Source organism: Candidatus Nitronereus thalassa, assembly GCF_032191465.1.
Classification (GTDB): Bacteria; Nitrospirota; Nitrospiria; order Nitrospirales; family UBA8639; genus Nitronereus; species Nitronereus thalassa.
In genome coordinates this window covers 1,288,711-1,307,246 of the sequence record NZ_JAQOUE010000001.1, presented here as the reverse complement: position 1 = coordinate 1,307,246, position 18,536 = coordinate 1,288,711, and the positions used below count along the sequence as shown (strand labels likewise).

Annotated in this window: 17 protein-coding genes; all 17 read left to right on the top strand. The window is 49.2% G+C overall.

What is annotated here, in order from left to right:
- Window positions 1–69: 69 nt before the first annotated feature.
- The 17 genes from PPG34_RS05940 (at window position 70) to flgA (ending at window position 18,532) form a co-directional block, all read left to right on the top strand.
- Entirely contained in the window at window positions 70–276 is a 207-nt protein-coding gene (locus PPG34_RS05940) for a helix-turn-helix domain-containing protein (RefSeq protein ID WP_313832231.1), read from the top strand.
- 212 nt (window positions 277–488) lie between these two features.
- Window positions 489–2,429, top strand: coding sequence for a HEAT repeat domain-containing protein (locus PPG34_RS05935; protein WP_313832230.1), 1,941 nt, complete (start codon window positions 489–491; stop codon window positions 2,427–2,429).
- Window positions 2,426–3,478 carry a CheR family methyltransferase gene (locus PPG34_RS05930; protein ID WP_313832229.1) on the top strand — a complete coding sequence of 351 codons (1,053 nt, stop codon included), beginning with the start codon at window positions 2,426–2,428 and terminating at the stop codon, window positions 3,476–3,478. The genes PPG34_RS05935 and PPG34_RS05930 overlap by 4 nt, the downstream gene beginning before the upstream one ends.
- Window positions 3,478–3,891 (top strand): response regulator, encoded by a 414-nt coding sequence (locus PPG34_RS05925; protein ID WP_313832228.1) that lies wholly within the window; start codon window positions 3,478–3,480, stop codon window positions 3,889–3,891. The genes PPG34_RS05930 and PPG34_RS05925 overlap by 1 nt, the downstream gene beginning before the upstream one ends.
- 35 nt (window positions 3,892–3,926) lie before the next feature.
- Window positions 3,927–4,328, top strand: a complete 402-nt coding sequence (locus PPG34_RS05920; protein ID WP_313832227.1) for a chemotaxis response regulator CheY — start codon at window positions 3,927–3,929, stop codon at window positions 4,326–4,328.
- Window positions 4,329–4,378: 50 nt separating this feature from the next.
- Window positions 4,379–5,023: a protein phosphatase CheZ gene (locus PPG34_RS05915; protein ID WP_313832226.1), complete on the top strand. Its 645-nt coding sequence runs from the start codon at window positions 4,379–4,381 to the stop codon at window positions 5,021–5,023.
- Between the two features lie 110 nt (window positions 5,024–5,133).
- Window positions 5,134–7,098, top strand: a complete 1,965-nt coding sequence (locus tag PPG34_RS05910) for a chemotaxis protein CheA (protein ID WP_313832225.1) — start codon at window positions 5,134–5,136, stop codon at window positions 7,096–7,098.
- Between the two features lie 92 nt (window positions 7,099–7,190).
- Entirely contained in the window at window positions 7,191–8,150 is a 960-nt protein-coding gene (locus PPG34_RS05905; RefSeq protein ID WP_313832224.1) for a chemotaxis protein, read from the top strand.
- Between the two features lie 142 nt (window positions 8,151–8,292).
- On the top strand, window positions 8,293–10,404 hold the full coding sequence (locus tag PPG34_RS05900) for a methyl-accepting chemotaxis protein (RefSeq protein WP_313832223.1): 2,112 nt from the start codon (window positions 8,293–8,295) through the stop codon (window positions 10,402–10,404).
- Window positions 10,405–10,550: 146 nt separating this feature from the next.
- Window positions 10,551–12,227: a methyl-accepting chemotaxis protein gene (locus PPG34_RS05895; RefSeq protein ID WP_313832222.1), complete on the top strand. Its 1,677-nt coding sequence runs from the start codon at window positions 10,551–10,553 to the stop codon at window positions 12,225–12,227.
- A 58-nt stretch (window positions 12,228–12,285) separates the two neighbouring features.
- Window positions 12,286–13,485, top strand: coding sequence for a protein-glutamate methylesterase/protein-glutamine glutaminase (locus tag PPG34_RS05890; protein WP_313832221.1), 1,200 nt, complete (start codon window positions 12,286–12,288; stop codon window positions 13,483–13,485).
- Between the two features lie 95 nt (window positions 13,486–13,580).
- Entirely contained in the window at window positions 13,581–14,063 is a 483-nt protein-coding gene (locus tag PPG34_RS05885; protein ID WP_313832220.1) for a chemotaxis protein CheW, read from the top strand.
- Window positions 14,064–14,096: 33 nt separating this feature from the next.
- Window positions 14,097–14,861: a flagellar motor protein gene (locus PPG34_RS05880; RefSeq protein ID WP_313832219.1), complete on the top strand. Its 765-nt coding sequence runs from the start codon at window positions 14,097–14,099 to the stop codon at window positions 14,859–14,861.
- Window positions 14,862–14,904: 43 nt separating this feature from the next.
- Window positions 14,905–15,654, top strand: coding sequence for a flagellar motor protein MotB (locus tag PPG34_RS05875; RefSeq protein WP_313832218.1), 750 nt, complete (start codon window positions 14,905–14,907; stop codon window positions 15,652–15,654).
- Between the two features lie 411 nt (window positions 15,655–16,065).
- Entirely contained in the window at window positions 16,066–16,782 is a 717-nt protein-coding gene (locus PPG34_RS05870) for a flagellar hook-basal body protein (RefSeq protein ID WP_313832217.1), read from the top strand.
- 144 nt (window positions 16,783–16,926) lie between these two features.
- Window positions 16,927–17,718 carry a flagellar basal-body rod protein FlgG gene (gene flgG / locus PPG34_RS05865; protein WP_313832216.1) on the top strand — a complete coding sequence of 264 codons (792 nt, stop codon included), beginning with the start codon at window positions 16,927–16,929 and terminating at the stop codon, window positions 17,716–17,718.
- A gap of 37 nt (window positions 17,719–17,755) precedes the next feature.
- Window positions 17,756–18,532 (top strand): flagellar basal body P-ring formation chaperone FlgA, encoded by a 777-nt coding sequence (flgA, locus tag PPG34_RS05860; RefSeq protein ID WP_313832215.1) that lies wholly within the window; start codon window positions 17,756–17,758, stop codon window positions 18,530–18,532.
- The last annotated feature ends 4 nt before the right edge of the window (window positions 18,533–18,536 follow it).

Here is an 18,536-nt window from a genome sequence, read left to right as displayed (position 1 = left end):
TTCCTTAAGTTTGTCGATTCCTACTCCGATAACCCAATCAACTAGAAACAGTTTTAATGAGGTAAAAACATGAGAGATCTACTCACATTGAGTGAAGTCTCGTCGTTTCTCAAAGTGCCGAAGTCTACGATTTACAAATTGGCACGCGAACGGCGTCTTCCTGGTCACAAAGTCGGGAAGCATTGGCGGTTCGTGCGCGAAGAAATTGAGTCGTGGGTGCAAAGCGCTGGGATTGACGAAGTTTCGGCTGCCGCGACATCGGCAAAACAATCTTAATTTTTGTTACGTAGCCCTCGGCGTTCCTTCAACACGCATGTGGATGTACGTATTTGGTTCGCGTTTCAAGCAAACGTGGAATTAGGTCTACATACATGGTGGGGATGAGTGAGCCATATAGGATGTTGGGCTTCTCAAATGGAGAGGTATTAACAAGTTGTCCTGTGTGGATAGTCACATCTTCAGAGACGCCAATCCAATGAGTGGTTTTCATGACGAATGGTGTGGCAAGGACGCTTCTCCAAAACCCGGACTTTGCGGTACGTCGTACTGCAATTGAGGAACTGAAGCAGGATGCTCAGTTGCCCGGGGCACAGGACGGGACGATTGAAATCCTTGTCGCCGCATTAAGTGACGCTCATGTGGCCGTGCAGGATGCGGCCATTCATTCGTTAATGGATTTCAAGCCGGAAAGGGTTGTGATCCATGTGCTACCTCTACTACATGCCGCGGTTCATCTCCGAAGTCTGGCCATAGAAGTCTTACAGCAGCTGGCCGCCCCAGCGGTTGTTCCGATTCTTCATGCGGCCGCAGATTCTGATCCACACATACGAAAAATTATCGCAGATATCCTGGGACATATTCGTGGGCCTCGAGCCGTGGATGGGCTGTTGGGGTTATTGAATGATTCTTGCCCCAACGTGCGTTCAGCCGCAGCGGAGTCCTTGGGGAATCTTGGGGATTCTCGAGCCGCTGTCCCGTTGATTGCCCTCCTGCAAGATCCTGAGGAATGGGTGGTGTTCAGTGCGATCAATGCGCTTGGAAATTTGGGTGATGATCAGGCATTACCTGCCCTTTTGGACCTACTAACTTCCGACGTTTCGGCTCTTCAAGACGCCGTGGTCGAGGCGCTTGGAAAAATTGGCAATCCCGAATGCCTTCCCGACTTATTAGAGATCTTGCCAATGGCTCGGCTACCGTTACGTCACCTTCTGTTCGTGACGATTGTGAAGTTGGTGGGAGAAGATTCTTGGGTGTTTCGTCAAGAAGAACTTCAGGAATTTTTATTTGCGGAATTGGTAGGAGCATTGAAATCCCGAGAATCGGAAGTTCAGCTTGCGGCGCTTCAAGGGTTGCGATTGTTGGGAAACTCTCGTGCCACAGTTGCGCTGCTTCAGTTTTTAACGTGCCAGCAATTTATGGAGGACAAGATTCACGCTGCGGTCCTAGATGCTTTGACGGAAATTGGAGAGGAATCCCAATTAATCGAATCCGCAAAAAATCAAGATGAGAGGATCGCATTGTTTTGCATCCAGGCCCTATCCGGCCGATGCGCGTCTTTGGCGGTACCGGCCCTTGGGGAGTTGGTTGTGCGATCAGAGAATCGTGAGGTTCGTCGTGCCGCATTAGTGGCTCTGGAACGCATTGGTATCCAAGGAGTTGAATCCTCGGTCATGATGGCGCTCCAAGATCAAAGTGGCTACATCAGAGCTGAAGCGGCTCGTCTTGTGGGAATGCACGGTATTCAAAAAGCCGGTGCGGTTTTGGAAGCGCAGATTGAAGTCGAACCATACCCTGACGTCGTGCAAGAGCAAGTGCGGGCCATGGTGGCTCTTTCAGGGCCTCATTCGTTACAAACGCTGGAAAGGTTGCTGGGGCATCCTCGGGTAGAAGTTCGTGAAGCCGTCGTGGCGAATTGGAGTACACCCTTAGACCAGCCTGATCTGGCGCTGTTGATAAGGCACCTCGGTGATTCTGAATGGCGTGTGCGACTTCAAATCGTGGATCGGCTGAGTACAGTGCAGGACGAATCAATCTTTGAGATTCTTGTCACTTCATCCACCGATGTGCATCCCCACATACGTCAGTCTGCGGTGCAAGCCTTAGGGCGTTACTCTGGACCTCGCACGCTGTCAATTTTGCGGAAGGTAGCTGCGGAAGATCCAGATGTGTGGGTCCGGTCAAGGGCGGTGGAACAACTAGCGGCCATTCAAGACTCTTCGATCGTGCCGTTCTTCATCGAGTTATTAGAGGAAGCCCCGCCGCTTTTGAAATTGGCGGTAGCCGAAGCATTGGGCACATTGAAGGATCGGTCAGCCATAGAACCCTTGTCTCGACTTCAGTTTGTCGAAGAGCCAGAACTACAACGCGTGGTGAATCATGCCCTTGCTCAACTTCATGAGCCTCAAGCGAGCGAGGGAGTGGTCCTATGACCTCTTCGCTATCCTCCGAAACATTCCAGACTTTACGGGAGTTCATCTACCAAAAGAGTGGGCTAGAATTTCCAGACTCTAAAAAATATCTTTTAGAATCTCGATTGCAATCGAGACTCCTGGCTGTTCATTGTCAAAATTTTGAGGAGTACTACAAATTTTTGCGATTTGACCCACAGCGTGAAAAGGAAATTGTAGAATTGTTCAATTGTGTGACCACGAACGAAACCTTCTTTTTTCGAGATAAGGCGCAGTTGGATTGTTTTCAACAGGTGATTGTACCGCAGGTCACCACTGCACGGGATAAAGTGCGCAAGCTTCGCATTTGGAGCGCTGGATGTTCTTCAGGGGAAGAACCATACACCTTGGCTATGATCATCATGGAAGAATTTCCAGCGTTGGCCAATTGGGATGTTCAAATTGTCGCGACGGATTTGAGTGAGAAAATTCTAGAGGCGGCTCGTCTTGGCGTGTACGGTCCGTATTCGGTGCGTAATATTACCCCTCCATTGTTGCAGAAATATTTTACGTTCTCGGATGGCGTGTACACCGTGGGGCCAGCCCTTCGTAAATTTGTCACATTTTCCAGCCTGAATTTGTTTGACTCCCTGCGGATGCGATCGTTTCGAGACATTGACGTCATCTTTTGTCGAAACGTGCTGATTTATTTTGATCAGGAAGCCCGACGAAAAATTATTACGAATTTTTATGACTCACTTCAGGCATCCGGCGTTTTGATGATTGGATTCTCCGAGTCTCTGAGTGGTGTGAACCGATTATTTCATCCCATTCCTTGGAATAAAACTGTGATGTACCGCAAGGCTGGTACACCTGTGGCGATTCCCACGACTCCTTCTATAGACACGAGCTCGAGGCCCACAGGCATTCAGGTGTGGAAGGATGGGGAGGCTCACAGTGGGCAAACACCTGACAAACCTTCTCGGTTGGTTCCGGTAGGAACCGGAAACTCTATTTCTGGGAAGGTTTCTAGCCCCGAAATGAAAATAGATACCAAAACACTAAAGAGTGAACCCCGAGGAACCCGATAATGGATGAAGGCAAACTGGGATCAGTAATTTTGGTGGTGGATGACTGCCGAATGACCCGTCGGCTGCTTTCCATGTACCTTCGAGAAGCTGGGTATGAAGTGTTGATGGCGGAAAATGGGTTAGAAGCCCTAGAGCAATTAGGACGGGAATCCTGTGCCGCCGTAATTACGGACTTGAATATGCCGCAAATGGATGGAATTGAGTTAACCCAATCCCTGAAGGAGCACCCGGTGTATCGGGATCTTCCCATACTTATGTTGACCACACAGGGTGAAGAACGTGAACGGAAGAGTGGGTTGGAAGCTGGAGTTTCGGTGTTTTTAACCAAACCGATTTCTCAAGAGTTGCTGCTCAAGGAATTGATCCGAGTCGTGTCATCATCAAGCCAAACGAATCCGATGCCCATCGCCTAACAAGAGTTTGATAACGATTTACGGGAGGAAGACACATGTCAGATTTAGATTTTTCCATCAAGGTTTTAGTGGTTGATGATATGTCCACGATGCGGCGAATCGTCAAAAATGTGCTGAAGCAGATTGGGTATTCGAATATTGAGGAAGCGGAAAATGGAGAAGAGGGGTTGAAGAAACTGAGGGCCGGCGGGTTTGGCCTTGTAGTGTCTGATTGGAATATGCCCGTCATGATGGGGATTGACATGCTTCGTGCCATCCGGGCCGACCCCGAACTCAAAAGCGTTCCGGTGTTGATGGTGACGGCGGAAGCCCAAAAAGAAAATATCATTGAAGCCGTTCAAGCTGGAGTGAGCAACTATGTAGTGAAACCCTTTACCCCGGATGCGTTGCTGGAAAAATTGCAAAAAATATTTGCCAAAAAGACGGTTAACGCCTAGTTCACACATAGATATCCTGACTGGAAAACTTACGACCAAGGGAGATGCTCATGTTGATGGACCGCAGTTTTGAGACGGAAGAGAAGGAAGATCCTACGCCTTTGGAATCGGCTGAAGATCGGACGATCTATGAAGAACTCGGGGAGTTGGCGAAATTTGTGGAAGCAACTACACGGGCGATTCGTGATATGGAATCACCAGTGGCGTCGACGGCCAGCACGCTACCAGATGCCAATAATTTTTTACAAGAACTGGCGACCATGACTGAAGAGGGCACCCATAAAGTCATGAGTTTGACGGAAAAGATTTTGGACAGTCGCGCCACGGTCATGAAGTCTTTGGAAGAGACGCAAACGCTTTTGGCGGGTGCAGAAGACCAGGGGCCGGCTCGAGAGCGGATTGCCTCCGTGATCCAGAGGTTGGGGCAGGATGAAGCCCAGCTTATGGAAATCACCGTCGCCTTGTCGTTCCAAGACTTAGTGGCCCAGCGAGTGAAGAAATTGGTGACGATCTTGGAAGACATTCAACACAAGCTGCTGAAGCTGGTGGTGGTATTTGGATTGAAGCAGGATGAAATAAAATCGAAGCAAGACGGTCGAGGCCATGAAATGCTTAAACAATTAGAAGCTTCGAACAAAACGGCGTTGGAACAAAATTTGGTGGACGACATCCTTGGCGAATTTGGTTTTAACTAACCGTGCACCATGGTTGTGAAAAGGAAGAGTTGGTCCAAGAGAACCTTGTTGGACAAATGGAAACAGCGGCAGTCGGTAATGCATATCTGATTGAATAAACGGGGTCTTCTATGAATGAAGAAATGAAAGAAATCTTAGGTGACTTCCTCGCCGAAAGTGCGGAAATGCTGGAGTCGCTTGACCAGCATTTTGTGACCTTGGAATCAGATCCTGGAAATGTGGAATTATTGAACGAAATCTTCCGCGCCATGCACAGCATGAAGGGGGGGGCAGGATTCCTTGGTTTTTCGCATTTAGTGGAGGTGGCTCATAACGCGGAAAGTCTGATGAATAAACTCCGCAACGGGGAAATGGCTGCAACCAGCCACGTAGTGGATATTATTCTCGAAACAGTCGATATCATTAAGTTGCTTCAAGAAGACATCCGCAGTACGGGGGAAGACACCCATGTCGATACCGATTTAATTGTGACAAAGTTGACCCTGACGATGGACAGTGCCGCGGACATTGGAGCCTCGTCAGCTTCTTCGGTGCCTGAAGCCCCAAGTGCCTCAACTGCCGAAGAGCCAATTGCTGAAGAATCCGATGTTTTGGAAGCAACACCTTCAGCGACCTCAGATCCTGAACCTCCGGTTGTTCAGGCTCCAAAGGAAAATAAGGAAAGCTCATCGATACCCAAACCGCCAGCAATTCCCCATGCGGTTGAGTTTGCTGCCTCGCAGTCGTCCAATCCATCCGAAGTTCCACCAGCAACTCCTCCTGCTGCGCCAGCTTTATCGGAGATGTTGGCAAAAATGTCAGAGGCCACCACCCGAACCATGGAACATGCGGGAAAAACACAACCCAAGCCTTCCACTCGTGAAGAGGATCAGAGTGTTCGTGTGGAAACCCGTCGTTTGGATCATGTCATGAACTTGGTCGGCGAATTGGTACTTGGGCGGAATCGGCTCATGAAACTTGGAGGAGGGTTGGAAGAACGTTACGAGAATGACACTCTGGTTCGAGAATTAGGAGTTACTCTAGCTCAGATTAACTTGGTGGCTAGCGATCTTCAGCTTGCCGTCATGAAAACCCGCATGGTGCCTATTCGAAAAGTGTTTGCCAAATTTCCACGATTGGTTCGCGATCTTGCCCACAAATTAGGGAAAACCGTGCATCTCGAAATGGCAGGGGAAGACACGGAGGTTGATAAATCCGTGGCGGATGAATTGGGTGATCCCCTTGTGCATTTGGTGAGGAATTCCATCGATCATGCGATCGAGTTGGGGAGTGAACGAAAAGCCGCTGGCAAACATCCGGAAGGCAATGTTCGATTGTCCGCTTCGCAAGAAGGCAACAGTATCGTCATTCGCATCGAAGATGATGGCCGCGGTCTCCAGGTCGAAAAGATCAAAGAAAAAGCATTGTCCAAAGGCCTGGTGACAGAAAGTGATTTGGCCGGAATGGATAAACGTGATGCGATGAACTTGATCTTTTTGCCAGGATTCAGCACTGCCGACGTGGTGAGTGATGTGTCCGGGCGAGGCGTTGGCATGGATGTGGTTCGCACGAATATCAGTCGCATGAACGGCAGCATTGAGTTGAACTCCGAGCCTGGGCATGGATGTTTAGTAACCATAAAATTGCCATTGACTGTAGCGATTATCCAAGCATTGCTGGTTGAGGTGGAATGTTCCACGTTCGCAATCCCCTTAGCCTCCGTAGTTGAGGCCGTCAAAGTAACCAAAGAGGATTTCAAGACGATCAATGGTCGATCGGTTCTCAACTTACGAGAACGGATATTGCCCTTAGTTCGCCTTGCCGATGAATTTGGAATTCCCTCAATGGATGAGGCGGAAGAGTCTTATGTCGTGGTGGTGGCGGTAGGCGAACGCCGATTGGGAATTGTCGTTGATCGGTTGCGTGCCCAGGAGGAAGTCGTCATTAAGTCGCTCGGGGAATATCTTTCCGAAGTCGCAGGAGTAGCCGGGGCCACGATTACCGGGGATGGCAAGGTCGTGCTGATATTGGATATGGCAGATATGGTGCAAAAAGTCGGTACTCTTGGTGGTTCAGGGCTGGCGATGGTTGGGTAACCTCGATCTGAACCCGTGAACGACGTAGGGAAAAACAGTGGGTATGGAGGTCTCGTGTTTTGGAGTCACGAGAAATCCTGGAGGAAAAAGACATGTCGAATCTGATGGCTGAAATTGATCAACGTACGCGACTGGCCGGTGCGAATAAAATGGAACTGTTGATGTTTTCCTTGGGGACGGAGGAGATCTACGGCATCAATGTCTTCAAGATTCGAGAAGTCATGAAAATTCCGGCGATTACGAAAATTCCAGACTCGGATTCACGGATACTGGGAGTGGTCAACCTCCGCGGAGAGAATATTCCCCTGGTGGACCTTCGCCAATCCATCGGACTGGGACCCCTGGATAAAGAGGGAGCCAAGCTCATCATTACCGAATACAACGACAACAAGCAGGGGTTTCTCGTGGCCTCCGTTGATCGCATTATCCGGATGTCGTGGGATCGTGTAAATGTGCCTCCACCCATGATCCGGACGAGCCGACAAGGTGCCGTGACCGCAGTGACCAAGCTGGATGATGACCGAATGGTGCTCATTCTGGATGTCGAAAAAGTGTTGGCGGAAATTTCCCCACGATCAGATGATGAAACCTACGCTGGGATTGAAGCGACCCCTGCGACCAAAGGCAAGCATGTTCTGGTGGCGGATGATTCGCTGGTGGCCCGCAAACAACTGGTGAAAGCTCTTGATCGTTTGGGTATGACCTATGAGGAAGTCAGTACGGGCAAAGAAGCTTGGGAGCGGATGAAAATGCATGCCGAGCGCGCGGAACTTCTGGGTAAGGATTTTCAGGACATTATGCAATTGGTTCTAACTGATATCGAAATGCCTGAAATGGATGGGTTTACGTTTACCAAGCATGTGCGGAGCGATGGGCGTTTTGGGAACATTCCGATTCTCATGCATTCTTCCTTGTCTGGTACGTGCAATGTGGAAAAGGGAAAAGTCGTTGGGGTGACCGATTATGTCACCAAATTCGATGCCCAGCATTTACGCAAAGTGATTCAAAGAATTTTTGAACCGGCAGAGGATGCCGCAAATTCTAAACTCTGATATTGGTGTGCAACGGGCGAAAGTAAGGAAAAAACGAAAATACATTCAGACGTGTAGCAGAGGTCTACATAGTTCGATTTTGTGAACCAACGAGCGGAGGGGATGCTCACTCTACCCGGGGTTCGATGCCAAGGAGGCAGTTATGCCACAGAAACAAAAATTTCTAGGAAAACTCGGGTTGACTTCTAAACTGGTCGCGTTGTTATTGGTCTTTGGTGTGATTCCGATGGCGGTCGTGGCCTATATTGGATTCAGTGCCACTGCGGATATTGAGAAAGGCGCCGGCCAACGCTTTCAGCTGGTGAGCGAAAATATTGCCGACAAAATCGATCGAAACTTGTTCGAGCGATATGGGGACGTGCAGGCCTTTGCCAGCAATCAAATTTTGCAAGAACGGTATGCCTGGTATAACCCTGATGAAGCCGAAAATTCCATTGTCAGGACCATGAATGCGTATGTGAAAAGTTATGGGATGTATTACCTATCCATGTTCGTGGATCTACAAGGGGATGTCATTGCGGTCAATAGTCGCGATGCACAGGGCAACCCGATTCCTACTGAATCCCTATACACCAAAAACTATGCCGACACGCCCTGGTTTCAAGCGCTGCAAAATGAGCAATTCACCACCAGCATGCCGTTTACGGCTCCGGGTAATGATGTTTCCACTGGTACGTTTATCGAAGATATCCATGTGGACCAAGATGTGAAAGCCATTTTTCCAGAGGATGGTGGCTTAACAATTGGCTTTTCAGCTCCGGTGTATCAAGGTGAAGATGTCATTGGCTATTGGACCAATCGAGCGAAGTTTCGATTGGTGGCTGATATTTTTGAGCAAACTTATCCAGAGTTAAAGCGTGCCGGAATGCAGGGGGCTGAATTGACGCTTCTCGATTCCAAGGGACGGGTCATTTTGGATTTTGATCCGCAGACACAAGGATCAGAAAAGATAAGCTTTGATCTCGAAAATGTCATTTTGAAATTAAATCTGGCGGACAAAGGCGTGGCCATGGCTCAAGAGGCGATCCAGGGAAAAAGTGGGTTCATGCAATCGCTTCATGACAGAAAGCAAATTATGCAAGTTGGCGGGTTCACCCATCTCAAGGGGGCCATGGGATTCCCAGGGATGAATTGGGCGGTGTTGGTGCGAGTGCCTTCCGCTGAAGCCGCCGCTGAGGCCTTTTCCATTCAACGAGATATTTGGCTCGCGGTGCTGGCATGTTTAGCGCTCATTATTCCTGCTGGCCTGTTCATTGGTCGAGCGGTTATTGGTCAATTAAAACCCGTGATTGCCGTGGCCGAGCAGGCCTCAAAGGGTGATTTGCGAGGACGAGTCCCTGTCACCAGTGCCGACGAGTTAGGCCAAATGGGGCAGGCCTTTAATGCCTTTTTGGAAAGTCTCAATGCCATGATTGGGCAAACCGCTCAGGTTGCACATACTGTGGCCGCGGCAGCAGAGGAATTATCCGTTAATGGAACGCAAGTCTCTCAAGCCAGTCGCGACCAGGCGAGTCAATCCACCCAAGTTGCCTCTGCCGTGGAGGAAATGTCTGCGACCGCCAATGAAATGACACGAAATGCCCAAGTCATGGCTCAGACCGCCAAAGAGTTAAGCGGAACCGCGATGAAGGGTGGTGAGGTAGTGGCTAATTCTATCCGTGGCATGGAAGCAGTAGCCGGTACCATGCAAGTATCGTCAGAGCGCATTCAAGTATTAGGGCAACGTTCCCAAGAAATTGGCGAGATCATCCGGGTGATCGAGGATATTGCCGATCAGACGAATTTGTTGGCTTTGAATGCGGCGATTGAGGCGGCTCGCGCAGGAGAGCAGGGTCGTGGGTTTGCGGTGGTGGCGGACGAAGTTCGGAAACTTGCAGAACGAACAGGAAAAGCCACGAAGGAAATCGCCGGCGTGATTGAAACCGTTCAAGTCGGGACCCAAGAGGCTGTCGCTTCCATGGAATCCGGAACAGCAGAAGTTCAATCGGGCATGGATTTAGTGAATGAAGCGGGTTTGCGATTAAACGAAATCGTGGATGGAGTGCAAAAAGTGACGACTATGGTCCAACAACTGGCTGGATCGATTGATGAACAAACCCAGGCCACCGAGCAAATTGCTGGCGGAATTCAAACTGTGGCCGGACTCAGTCAGCAAAATGAAAACAGTGTGGATCAAGTCGTGACGGCGACGAGCGACTTGTCTGAAATGGCAGCGAAATTACAATCAAATCTCAAACAATTTCAACTTGCATAAGGCTTGAAATCAATAGGGAATACACAAAGAAATTACGCTTCACGGTTTGTGGTTTCTTCAAGACAGAAAGATTGATCGTCTACCAAGGGGCCAGAAGCTAGGGTTGCATAGGCCAATGAGGTAGCAGGAAAAGGAGGGGCAGCTCGATGTTAGCCGACATGAAGATTGGAACAAAAATGGTGGCCTGTTTAGGAGCCATCGCGGCGGTGCTGAGTCTGGTGGGATTGTATTTCTTATACAGTCAAGAGGAAGCCAACATGCTTCGACAGCTTGAAGAACGCGGGAAAGTTATTCAAGCCCAAGTCGAGGTAACGCGAAGCTATATCGCAAAAAATTATGTCGGCAAAATGAAAAACTCTTCAGCAGGTTCGTCCATTGAGGTCGCGAGGGATCATGCTAATAATCCCAATGCGATTCCGTTCCCAGCGACAGCGACTCGGGAAATTGGAGAAGCCCTTGGTGAACGGAATATTTTTCAATCCAGGTTGGTCAGTAAAACCCCGTTGAATCCCGCGAACAAGCCCAAGGATAGTTTTGAAACCCAGGCATTAGCGGCAATCGCAGAAGGAAAAGATAGTTATTCCGTAGTGGAAGGGTCTGGGGGTTCTATGGTGTTTCGGCGCGCGAGCGCGGATAAAGCCACGGTTGAAGCTTGCACTGGTTGTCATGCTGGCACCAGCGTTGGGGATACCCTAGGCGTGTTATCCGTTTCTATTCCCATGGCCGATGTAAATGCGGCCATGCTCGGTTCTTTGCAGCGAACAGGTGGCCTGTTAGTCGGAATTATTGTGACCAGTTTAGTCATGGTCTATCTCCTTCTGCATAAATTTATCATAGCTCCGCTTGGGCAACTCCGTAATATTACGAAGGATATTGCAGCGGGTGAAGGTGACCTGACCCAACGTGTTCCCGTTGCCGGAAGAGATGAGCTTGGTGAGTTGGCTGACAACTTCAACCGGTTTATCGAAAAACTGCAAAGATCGATTCGACGAGTTGGTGAGGTGACGGATCGCGTCGCTTCTGCCTCGGCACAATTGTCCGCAACTGCGGATGAAATGGCCAAGGGGGCGGATACTCAAACACAACGAGTGACGCAATCAGCCTCTGCGGTTGAGGAGATGACCATGACTGCGAGTGAAGTGGCGCGTCATTCTCAGGAAGCGGCCGCGATTGCTCAAGAGACGACTCAAACCGCGCAAAGTGGCCATTCGGTTGTGAATGAAACCGTCGCGGGCATGCGGCAATTATCAGATGCGGTAGGACAATCAGCAACGATTATATCCGCCTTGGGGAGTTCCTCCGATCAAATTGGAGAGATCGTTCGGGTGATTGAAGACATTGCCGACCAAACCAATTTGTTAGCATTGAATGCCGCCATTGAAGCTGCTCGGGCCGGTGAACAAGGTCGCGGGTTTGCGGTGGTCGCGGATGAAGTCCGAAAACTTGCAGAACGAACGACCAAGGCCACCAAAGAAATTGGCGATATGATTCGCCAAATTCAGAAGGACACCAAAAGTGCCGTAGCTTCCATGGAGGAGGGTACAGGAAAGGTGACAAGTGGTGTGGAATTGGCGAATAAAACAGGGGACGCATTGAGCCGGATACAAGATATGGTACAAAGCACGGCTTCCATGATTCAACAAATCGCCGGAGCTGCAGAAGAACAATCCACGGTGACCAGGCAAATTGCCAGTGACCTGGAAACGGTGGCTCAGGTGACCCGTGATTCTTCGAGTGGATCTGCAGAATCTGCCAAAGCGAGTCACGACCTGAGTATGCTTGCAACTGAATTGCAGGCAATTGTCGGAAACTTTCGAGTGTGAGAATAAGCATACTCGGCAGGTCTGAATCTATTTTGTTTGCCCATGAGGTAGGGTTTTGATGCAACATGATCACCTCTTGAAATCTCAACTGCCCATCCGTGTCCTGGTAGTGGATGATTCCGCATTTATGCGTAAGGCGATTTCTAATATGCTGTGCGAGTCCTCGGATTTTGTTATCGCGGGAACGGCTATAAACGGAGAGGATGCCTTGCGCAAAGTGGCAGCCATGGATATTGACGTGATGACACTAGATATCGATATGCCTGGTATGGATGGGTTGGCCGTCTTGGAACAGGTCATGGCCCATCATCCCCTTCCGGTGGTGATTGTGAGTTCCTTAACTGAAGGAGGCGCTGCCGTGACGATTCGCGCCCTGGAATTGGGCGCTGTAGATTTTATTTTCAAACATTTGGGTGGGTCGTCCTTAAAAATTTCTGAAATTCGTGTGCCGTTGCAAGAAAAGGTTCGGGCCGCAGCAACGGCCAGAAGCAAAATTCAATCGGGGAGCAGGCAACCGGTCGTTCCAAGGGCGCTTCGAAAAGCGACTCCTCCGTTTCCATTTTCTTCAAAAAATGCGAACACGGGGAATCCTGACTCGGATGGTGGGATGCAGGTGAACCTACCTGGTGATCCAGGGGTTCTGATTATTGGCTGTTCAACCGGCGGTCCTCAAGCCCTTCAAGTTGTCTTGACCCTCTTACCCAGTACATTCCCGTACCCTATTGTCGTGGCTCAGCATATGCCAAAGTTTTTTACGAAACCCTTTGCCGAACGTCTGGACCAGTTGTGTGCATTAGAAGTGGCAGAAGCTCAGGAAGGTGATCACCTCAAGCCTGGCCGGGTCCTTATTGCACCAGGGGGACAACATTTAACTCTCGAGAGAAGGGGACATGTCGTGATGACTCATGTGAGTGATCACCCGAAACACTTGCCCTATCGTCCCTCGGTGGATTTGTTGATGGAGTCTGCCGCGAAGCTGTATGGCCAGAAGGTGGTTGGATTAGTTATGACCGGAATGGGCCAAGATGGTCTTGAGGGGGCTCGTGCAATCAAGAGGGCTGGAGGATCAGTTTTGGCGCAAGATGAAGCGAGTAGTATTGTATATGGTATGCCCAAAGCGGTAGCTGATCATGGAATTGTTGATAAAGTGGTATCACTGCAGAAGATCTCAACGGAAATTCAGTTATGGGTGAAACATCAGTCAAGGCATGACTCGGCCGATACTGTGTTGGTGGGTCTCACAACCTCTCATTCTTAGCATGCATCGTAGAGGACTTATGAGGAAAGGGTGTGGTAGGCGAGGAGATAATCCTGCCTTGTCCTCATAGGGGGTGATTGTAGGAGGATGGCGCAATGATTCAGACAGCCCAAGAAGCGAAAGTGGCAGAAGATACTTCAGCCTATTCCGGTGAAGTATTTCAGGTCGTCAGCTTTCATATAGGATCGGAGGAATTTGCCGTAGATATTCTGGAGGTCCAGGAAATTATCAGGATGGTGGAAATTACGCCCGTTCCCAAGGCGCCCTACTATGTTGAAGGTGTGGTCAACCTTCGTGGCAAAGTCATTCCGATAATTGATATGCGACTCCGCTTTGGGCTTTCGGAGGCGGAGCGCACCAAGGAGACTCGTATCGTGGTGGTCGATGTGAATCGTGTGATCTTGGGCTTAGTAGTGGATTCCGTGTCCGAGGTGCTGCGAATCCCTTCTAACCTTATTGAATCCCCACCGAATGGGAAACAAGGGGCCTCGGAGTTTCATAAAGGCGTTGGACGTGTGGATGGTCGTTTATTAGTTCTGTTGGATTTGACAAGGCTGGTAGGGACGGCAGCAGGCTGATCCGAATTTTATTTTTGATGTAGTGGTATTACGATGGATATTCTCTCTATTCTTGGAATAATTTTGGCCTTAGGCTCCATTGTGGTGGGGCAGCATCTGGAAGGCGGCCATCTGAGTTCGATTTTGCAGCTCACGGCGTTTATTATCGTGGCCGGTGGGACGTTGGGCGCCGTGATGCTCCAATTCCCTATGCCCGTGTTCATGAAAGCCTTAAAGTCCATCAGCATGGTGTTTGTCAATCCCCATGTGGATTCCAAGGGGTTGATTGCTCAATTGGTCGAATTATCCAATCTCAGCCGAAAACAGGGGTTGTTGGCGCTTGAAGGAAAAATTAAAACATTGGAAGATCCCTTATTAAAAAAAGGGCTTCAGATGGTGGTGGATGGCACCGAGCCACCGAAAATTCGTGAAATTTTGGAAGTCGAAGTGGAAATGTTTGAAGAAGAATTCGCCAATGCTGGAAAAGTTTTTGATGGGTTTGGCGGGTATGCCCCGACGGTCGGGATTATTGGCGCGGTGCTTGGGTTGATTCACGTCATGGAAAATTTGGCTGATCCTTCGAAGTTGGGGGGTGGTATCGCCGTGGCCTTCGTTGCCACCGTCTATGGCGTGGGTCTGGCCAACCTGTTTTTTCTTCCTATGGGAGGGAAAATCAAAATGAAGGTGAAAGAACTTGTAACGGCTCGTGCAATGACGATTGAAGGGTTGGTCTCTTTGGCTCAGGGGGAGAATCCGCGAATGATTGAAGAAAAACTAAGTGGATATCTTCCAGAAAGCGAACGTTCGGTCCCGGAATAAATGATCGTTCTCTGGCAACCCATTCAGATCGAGCTCTCCGTATATGTCCAAAAAGAAAAAACACGAAGAACATGAAAACCACGAGCGGTGGCTGGTATCCTATGCCGACTTCATTACTCTGCTCTTTGCCTTTTTTGTCGTTATGTACTCGGTCTCGTCAGTAAACGAAGGGAAATATCGGGTGCTCAGTGAATCCATGGTTTCCGCCTTTACGAATCAGAAGCCTCTGGGCCAAATGTCGGTGGTGGAACTTCCACTTGAACAATCCCGACCGGCGATGGAAAAAGATATTCAGAAGCGACCTGATGATTTTCAAGTCTATATTCAAGTTGCGAATGCCTTGGAATCCCTCGATCATGGGAGTGCCGATGTGTCGGTTCAAAATACCGCACGCGGAATCTCTATAAAAATTAAAGACGAAGTGGCGTTTGATAGTGGAAGTGTTGAGCTAAAGCGTGAGGTTCGAGAGATCTTGGATCTCCTTGCCGCGCTGGTGAAAAATTTGCCCAATCTGATTAGCGTAGAGGGACATACCGATACCATTCCCATCCGCAGCGCACAATTTCCCTCGAACTGGGAATTGTCTGCCGCTAGATCTGCCGCATTGGTACGATATTTCATTAATCAGCACCAACTATCTCCTGAACGGTTTTCGGCCACCGGGTTTGGTGGCGAACGGCCTTTGGAATCCAATGAAACTTCGGAAGGGCGTTCAGCCAACCGACGTGTAGAAATTGTGATTTTGCGGGAAACCGCTATTCCTGAATCGGATCAAATGTCTTCCCTATTTTAAATTGCTTTTTGGCACCCTTACCTCGAGCTTTATCCTTTTCATTTTTCTAATGCCCTTGTGTGTTGGATCTTCTCTAGGCAAAAACCTGGCAGAGGGCAGCTTCTGCCTAGAATCCCATGCCTATCTGAGCTCACCCTCCCAATCCCTCCCTCTTTTCTTAGAAAAACCGCACAGACAAGGCACGGATGAAAAAATGCCTTTGAATTTTTAGGAAACTCGCCGTAGTTGGCCCTATTCTTTCAACGTTCCTATGCCTCAAAGCGATGTTCTGTGAAACACCAATAGGCGATGTCCGCCTTTGGCAAGCTAGTCAAAATGTGAGGAGAGGAAAGATTCCAAAGGAAAATAAAAATTTTGGCATGGCCGTTGCTACTTCTTGACCAAGATGATTTAAGTTTGGAGGTCTGTGCGATGAATCGAGGAATTTATCCAGTAGTGGCCGGGGCCATTACTCAAGAACGTCAATTAGAATTGCTCGCCCATAATCTTGGAAACATTCATACGACGGGCTTTAAGAAAGATGACTCGGTGTTTGGAACTATTTTAGCTCGTTCTGTTGGCCAACCCGTCGCCGGTTTTGACCTCTTTCCTCAAGTCGCGACTGTCCGTCCGGATACGAGTCAAGGTACGCTGAAATTTACTGGACATGATATGGATGTTGGGCTTCAAGGCGATGGATATCTGGTGGTATCGACCGTGGATGGCCTTCGGCATTTCCGAGGCGGGCAGCTCAAAATCAATTCCAAGGGGGAGTTGGCTACCCAACTCGATGACCCAGTTTTAGGAGAGAATGGTCCAATTAAGGTGCCTGCCGGCACTATGAATATTGATCGAAAAGGAATTGTGAATGTGGAAGGGCGTCAAGTTGGGAAGTTGCGGATTGAAAGTTTGCCTCCTACGACCGTGGCGGTGAAAGTCGGTGATCGGTATTGGCAAGTCCCCAATCAGGTGACCGAGGCCACAAACGTGGAAGTGTTTCAAGCGAGTCTGGAGCAGGCGAATGTGAATCCCAGTATGGAATTGGTGAATATGATCAAAGTGACGCGTGCGTATGAGCAAATGCAAAAGGCCATCCAATCGATGGATGAAATGACCGAACGGATGATTCGGTCCGCCAATGTTCAATAAGAGCAGAGAATAGTTGTGAAGGGAAAAATAGAAAGCATTGAATAATGGAATGTTGCCCTTTTCGTTTCACGACAGCATCTAGAAGTTTGGCAGGATACAAATGAAGGCGGCTCAACGAGTTTATTCTGGGCAAGGGGGTAATGCATGATTCGTGCAATGCATACGGCATCAACGGGCATGGAGGCTCAACAGCTTAATATTGATACGATTGCTCACAATTTGGCCAACGTGAATACCAATGGTTTCAAGAGAAGCCGCGCGGAATTTGCAGATCTGTTATACCAGATCCAACGTCTGCCGGGTTCAAGTGCCTCAAATGTTGGGGTGTTCCCCGTGGGAATTCAGGTGGGTGCTGGGGTGCGTCCTATCACGGTGGCCAAGGAATACCTCCAGGGGAATTTGCGACGCACGGATAATTCATTGGATGTCGCGATCGAAGGGCAAGGGTTTTTCCAAGTGCAACGTCCAGATGGAACGACCATGTATACCCGGGCTGGGTCTTTCAAGATCGACAATACCGGTAATGTGGTTACGGGTGATGGGGATAATTTAATCCCAAACATCACCATTCCCTCTGGGGCATTGCAAATTGATATTGGTCAAGATGGAACGGTATCTGTCCTTCTTCCAGGCGTGTCTCAATCCACTCAAGTGGGGCAAATTCAGTTGGTACGATTTGATAATCCCTCAGGGTTAATTGCCCAGGGAGGAAATTTGTTTATCGACAGTACTGCATCCGGCCCGGCCCAGGCTGGAAGTCCAGGGTTTACGACAGGGTTTGGTTTGATTCGACAAGGGTTTCTCGAAACATCCAATGTCAATATTGCCGACGAGATGGTCAATATGATCATTGCGCAACGCAGTTATGAAATTAATGCGAAAGCAATCCAGGCTGCGGATGATATGTTGCAGGTCGTCAATAACATCAAGCGATAGTCTTTGGCCTCTGATTGACTGGTGAGGTGTCAAGAGCATGAGTCAAACGAAAGATGGAGGATACATGGATTGGTTGAAATCAGGAGTGCTGATGGTATTGGTCTTTGCTCTCCCGTTGGTAACGTGGAGTGAGGTGCGACCGCCAATTCAAGTTGCCACTAACGTGCCTCCTACTCAAGAGGTGACTCCGAAACAACTTCAGTCCACATTGGAACAGCAGCTTCGTGAACAATTTCCCATGAATAATGTGGACTTTTCGGTCGATATTCTTTTTCCCAAACAACCGATTCTCGTGCCCAAAGGGCGAGTCGGAATTGAAATCCCTCCGGATACCATGAACGGGAGAACCGGGCGGCGATCGATTCGAGGAGCGATCCACGTAGATTCCCAGTATGAACAGATGGTGAATCTCGTGGCCGACATCTCCGCACACACCAAGGTGGTCGTGCCAGTTCGTTTTATTAAGGCGCATGAGGTGGTGAAACCCGAAGACATTAATATGATGGATGTGGCCTTGCCGGCACTTCAGCATGAGTATTTGGATGATGTAGATATGGCGATAGGGAAAAAAACCATGCGGCTTCTTTCCCCCAACCTTCCCATTCAAAAACCGTATTTAACCTCTCCGCCGGTCATTCATAAAGGTGATCGAGTCGTTCTGGAAGTTCGACAGGGTGCCTTGCTCGTCCAGGCTGTGGGAATTGCTAAAGACTCAGGAGAGCCAGGAAAAACCATTGCCGTTGAAAATCAGCAATCGGGTCGAGAAGTCTTGGGGAAGGTTGTAAATTCAGGATTAGTCGAGGTTTTGTTTTGAACCT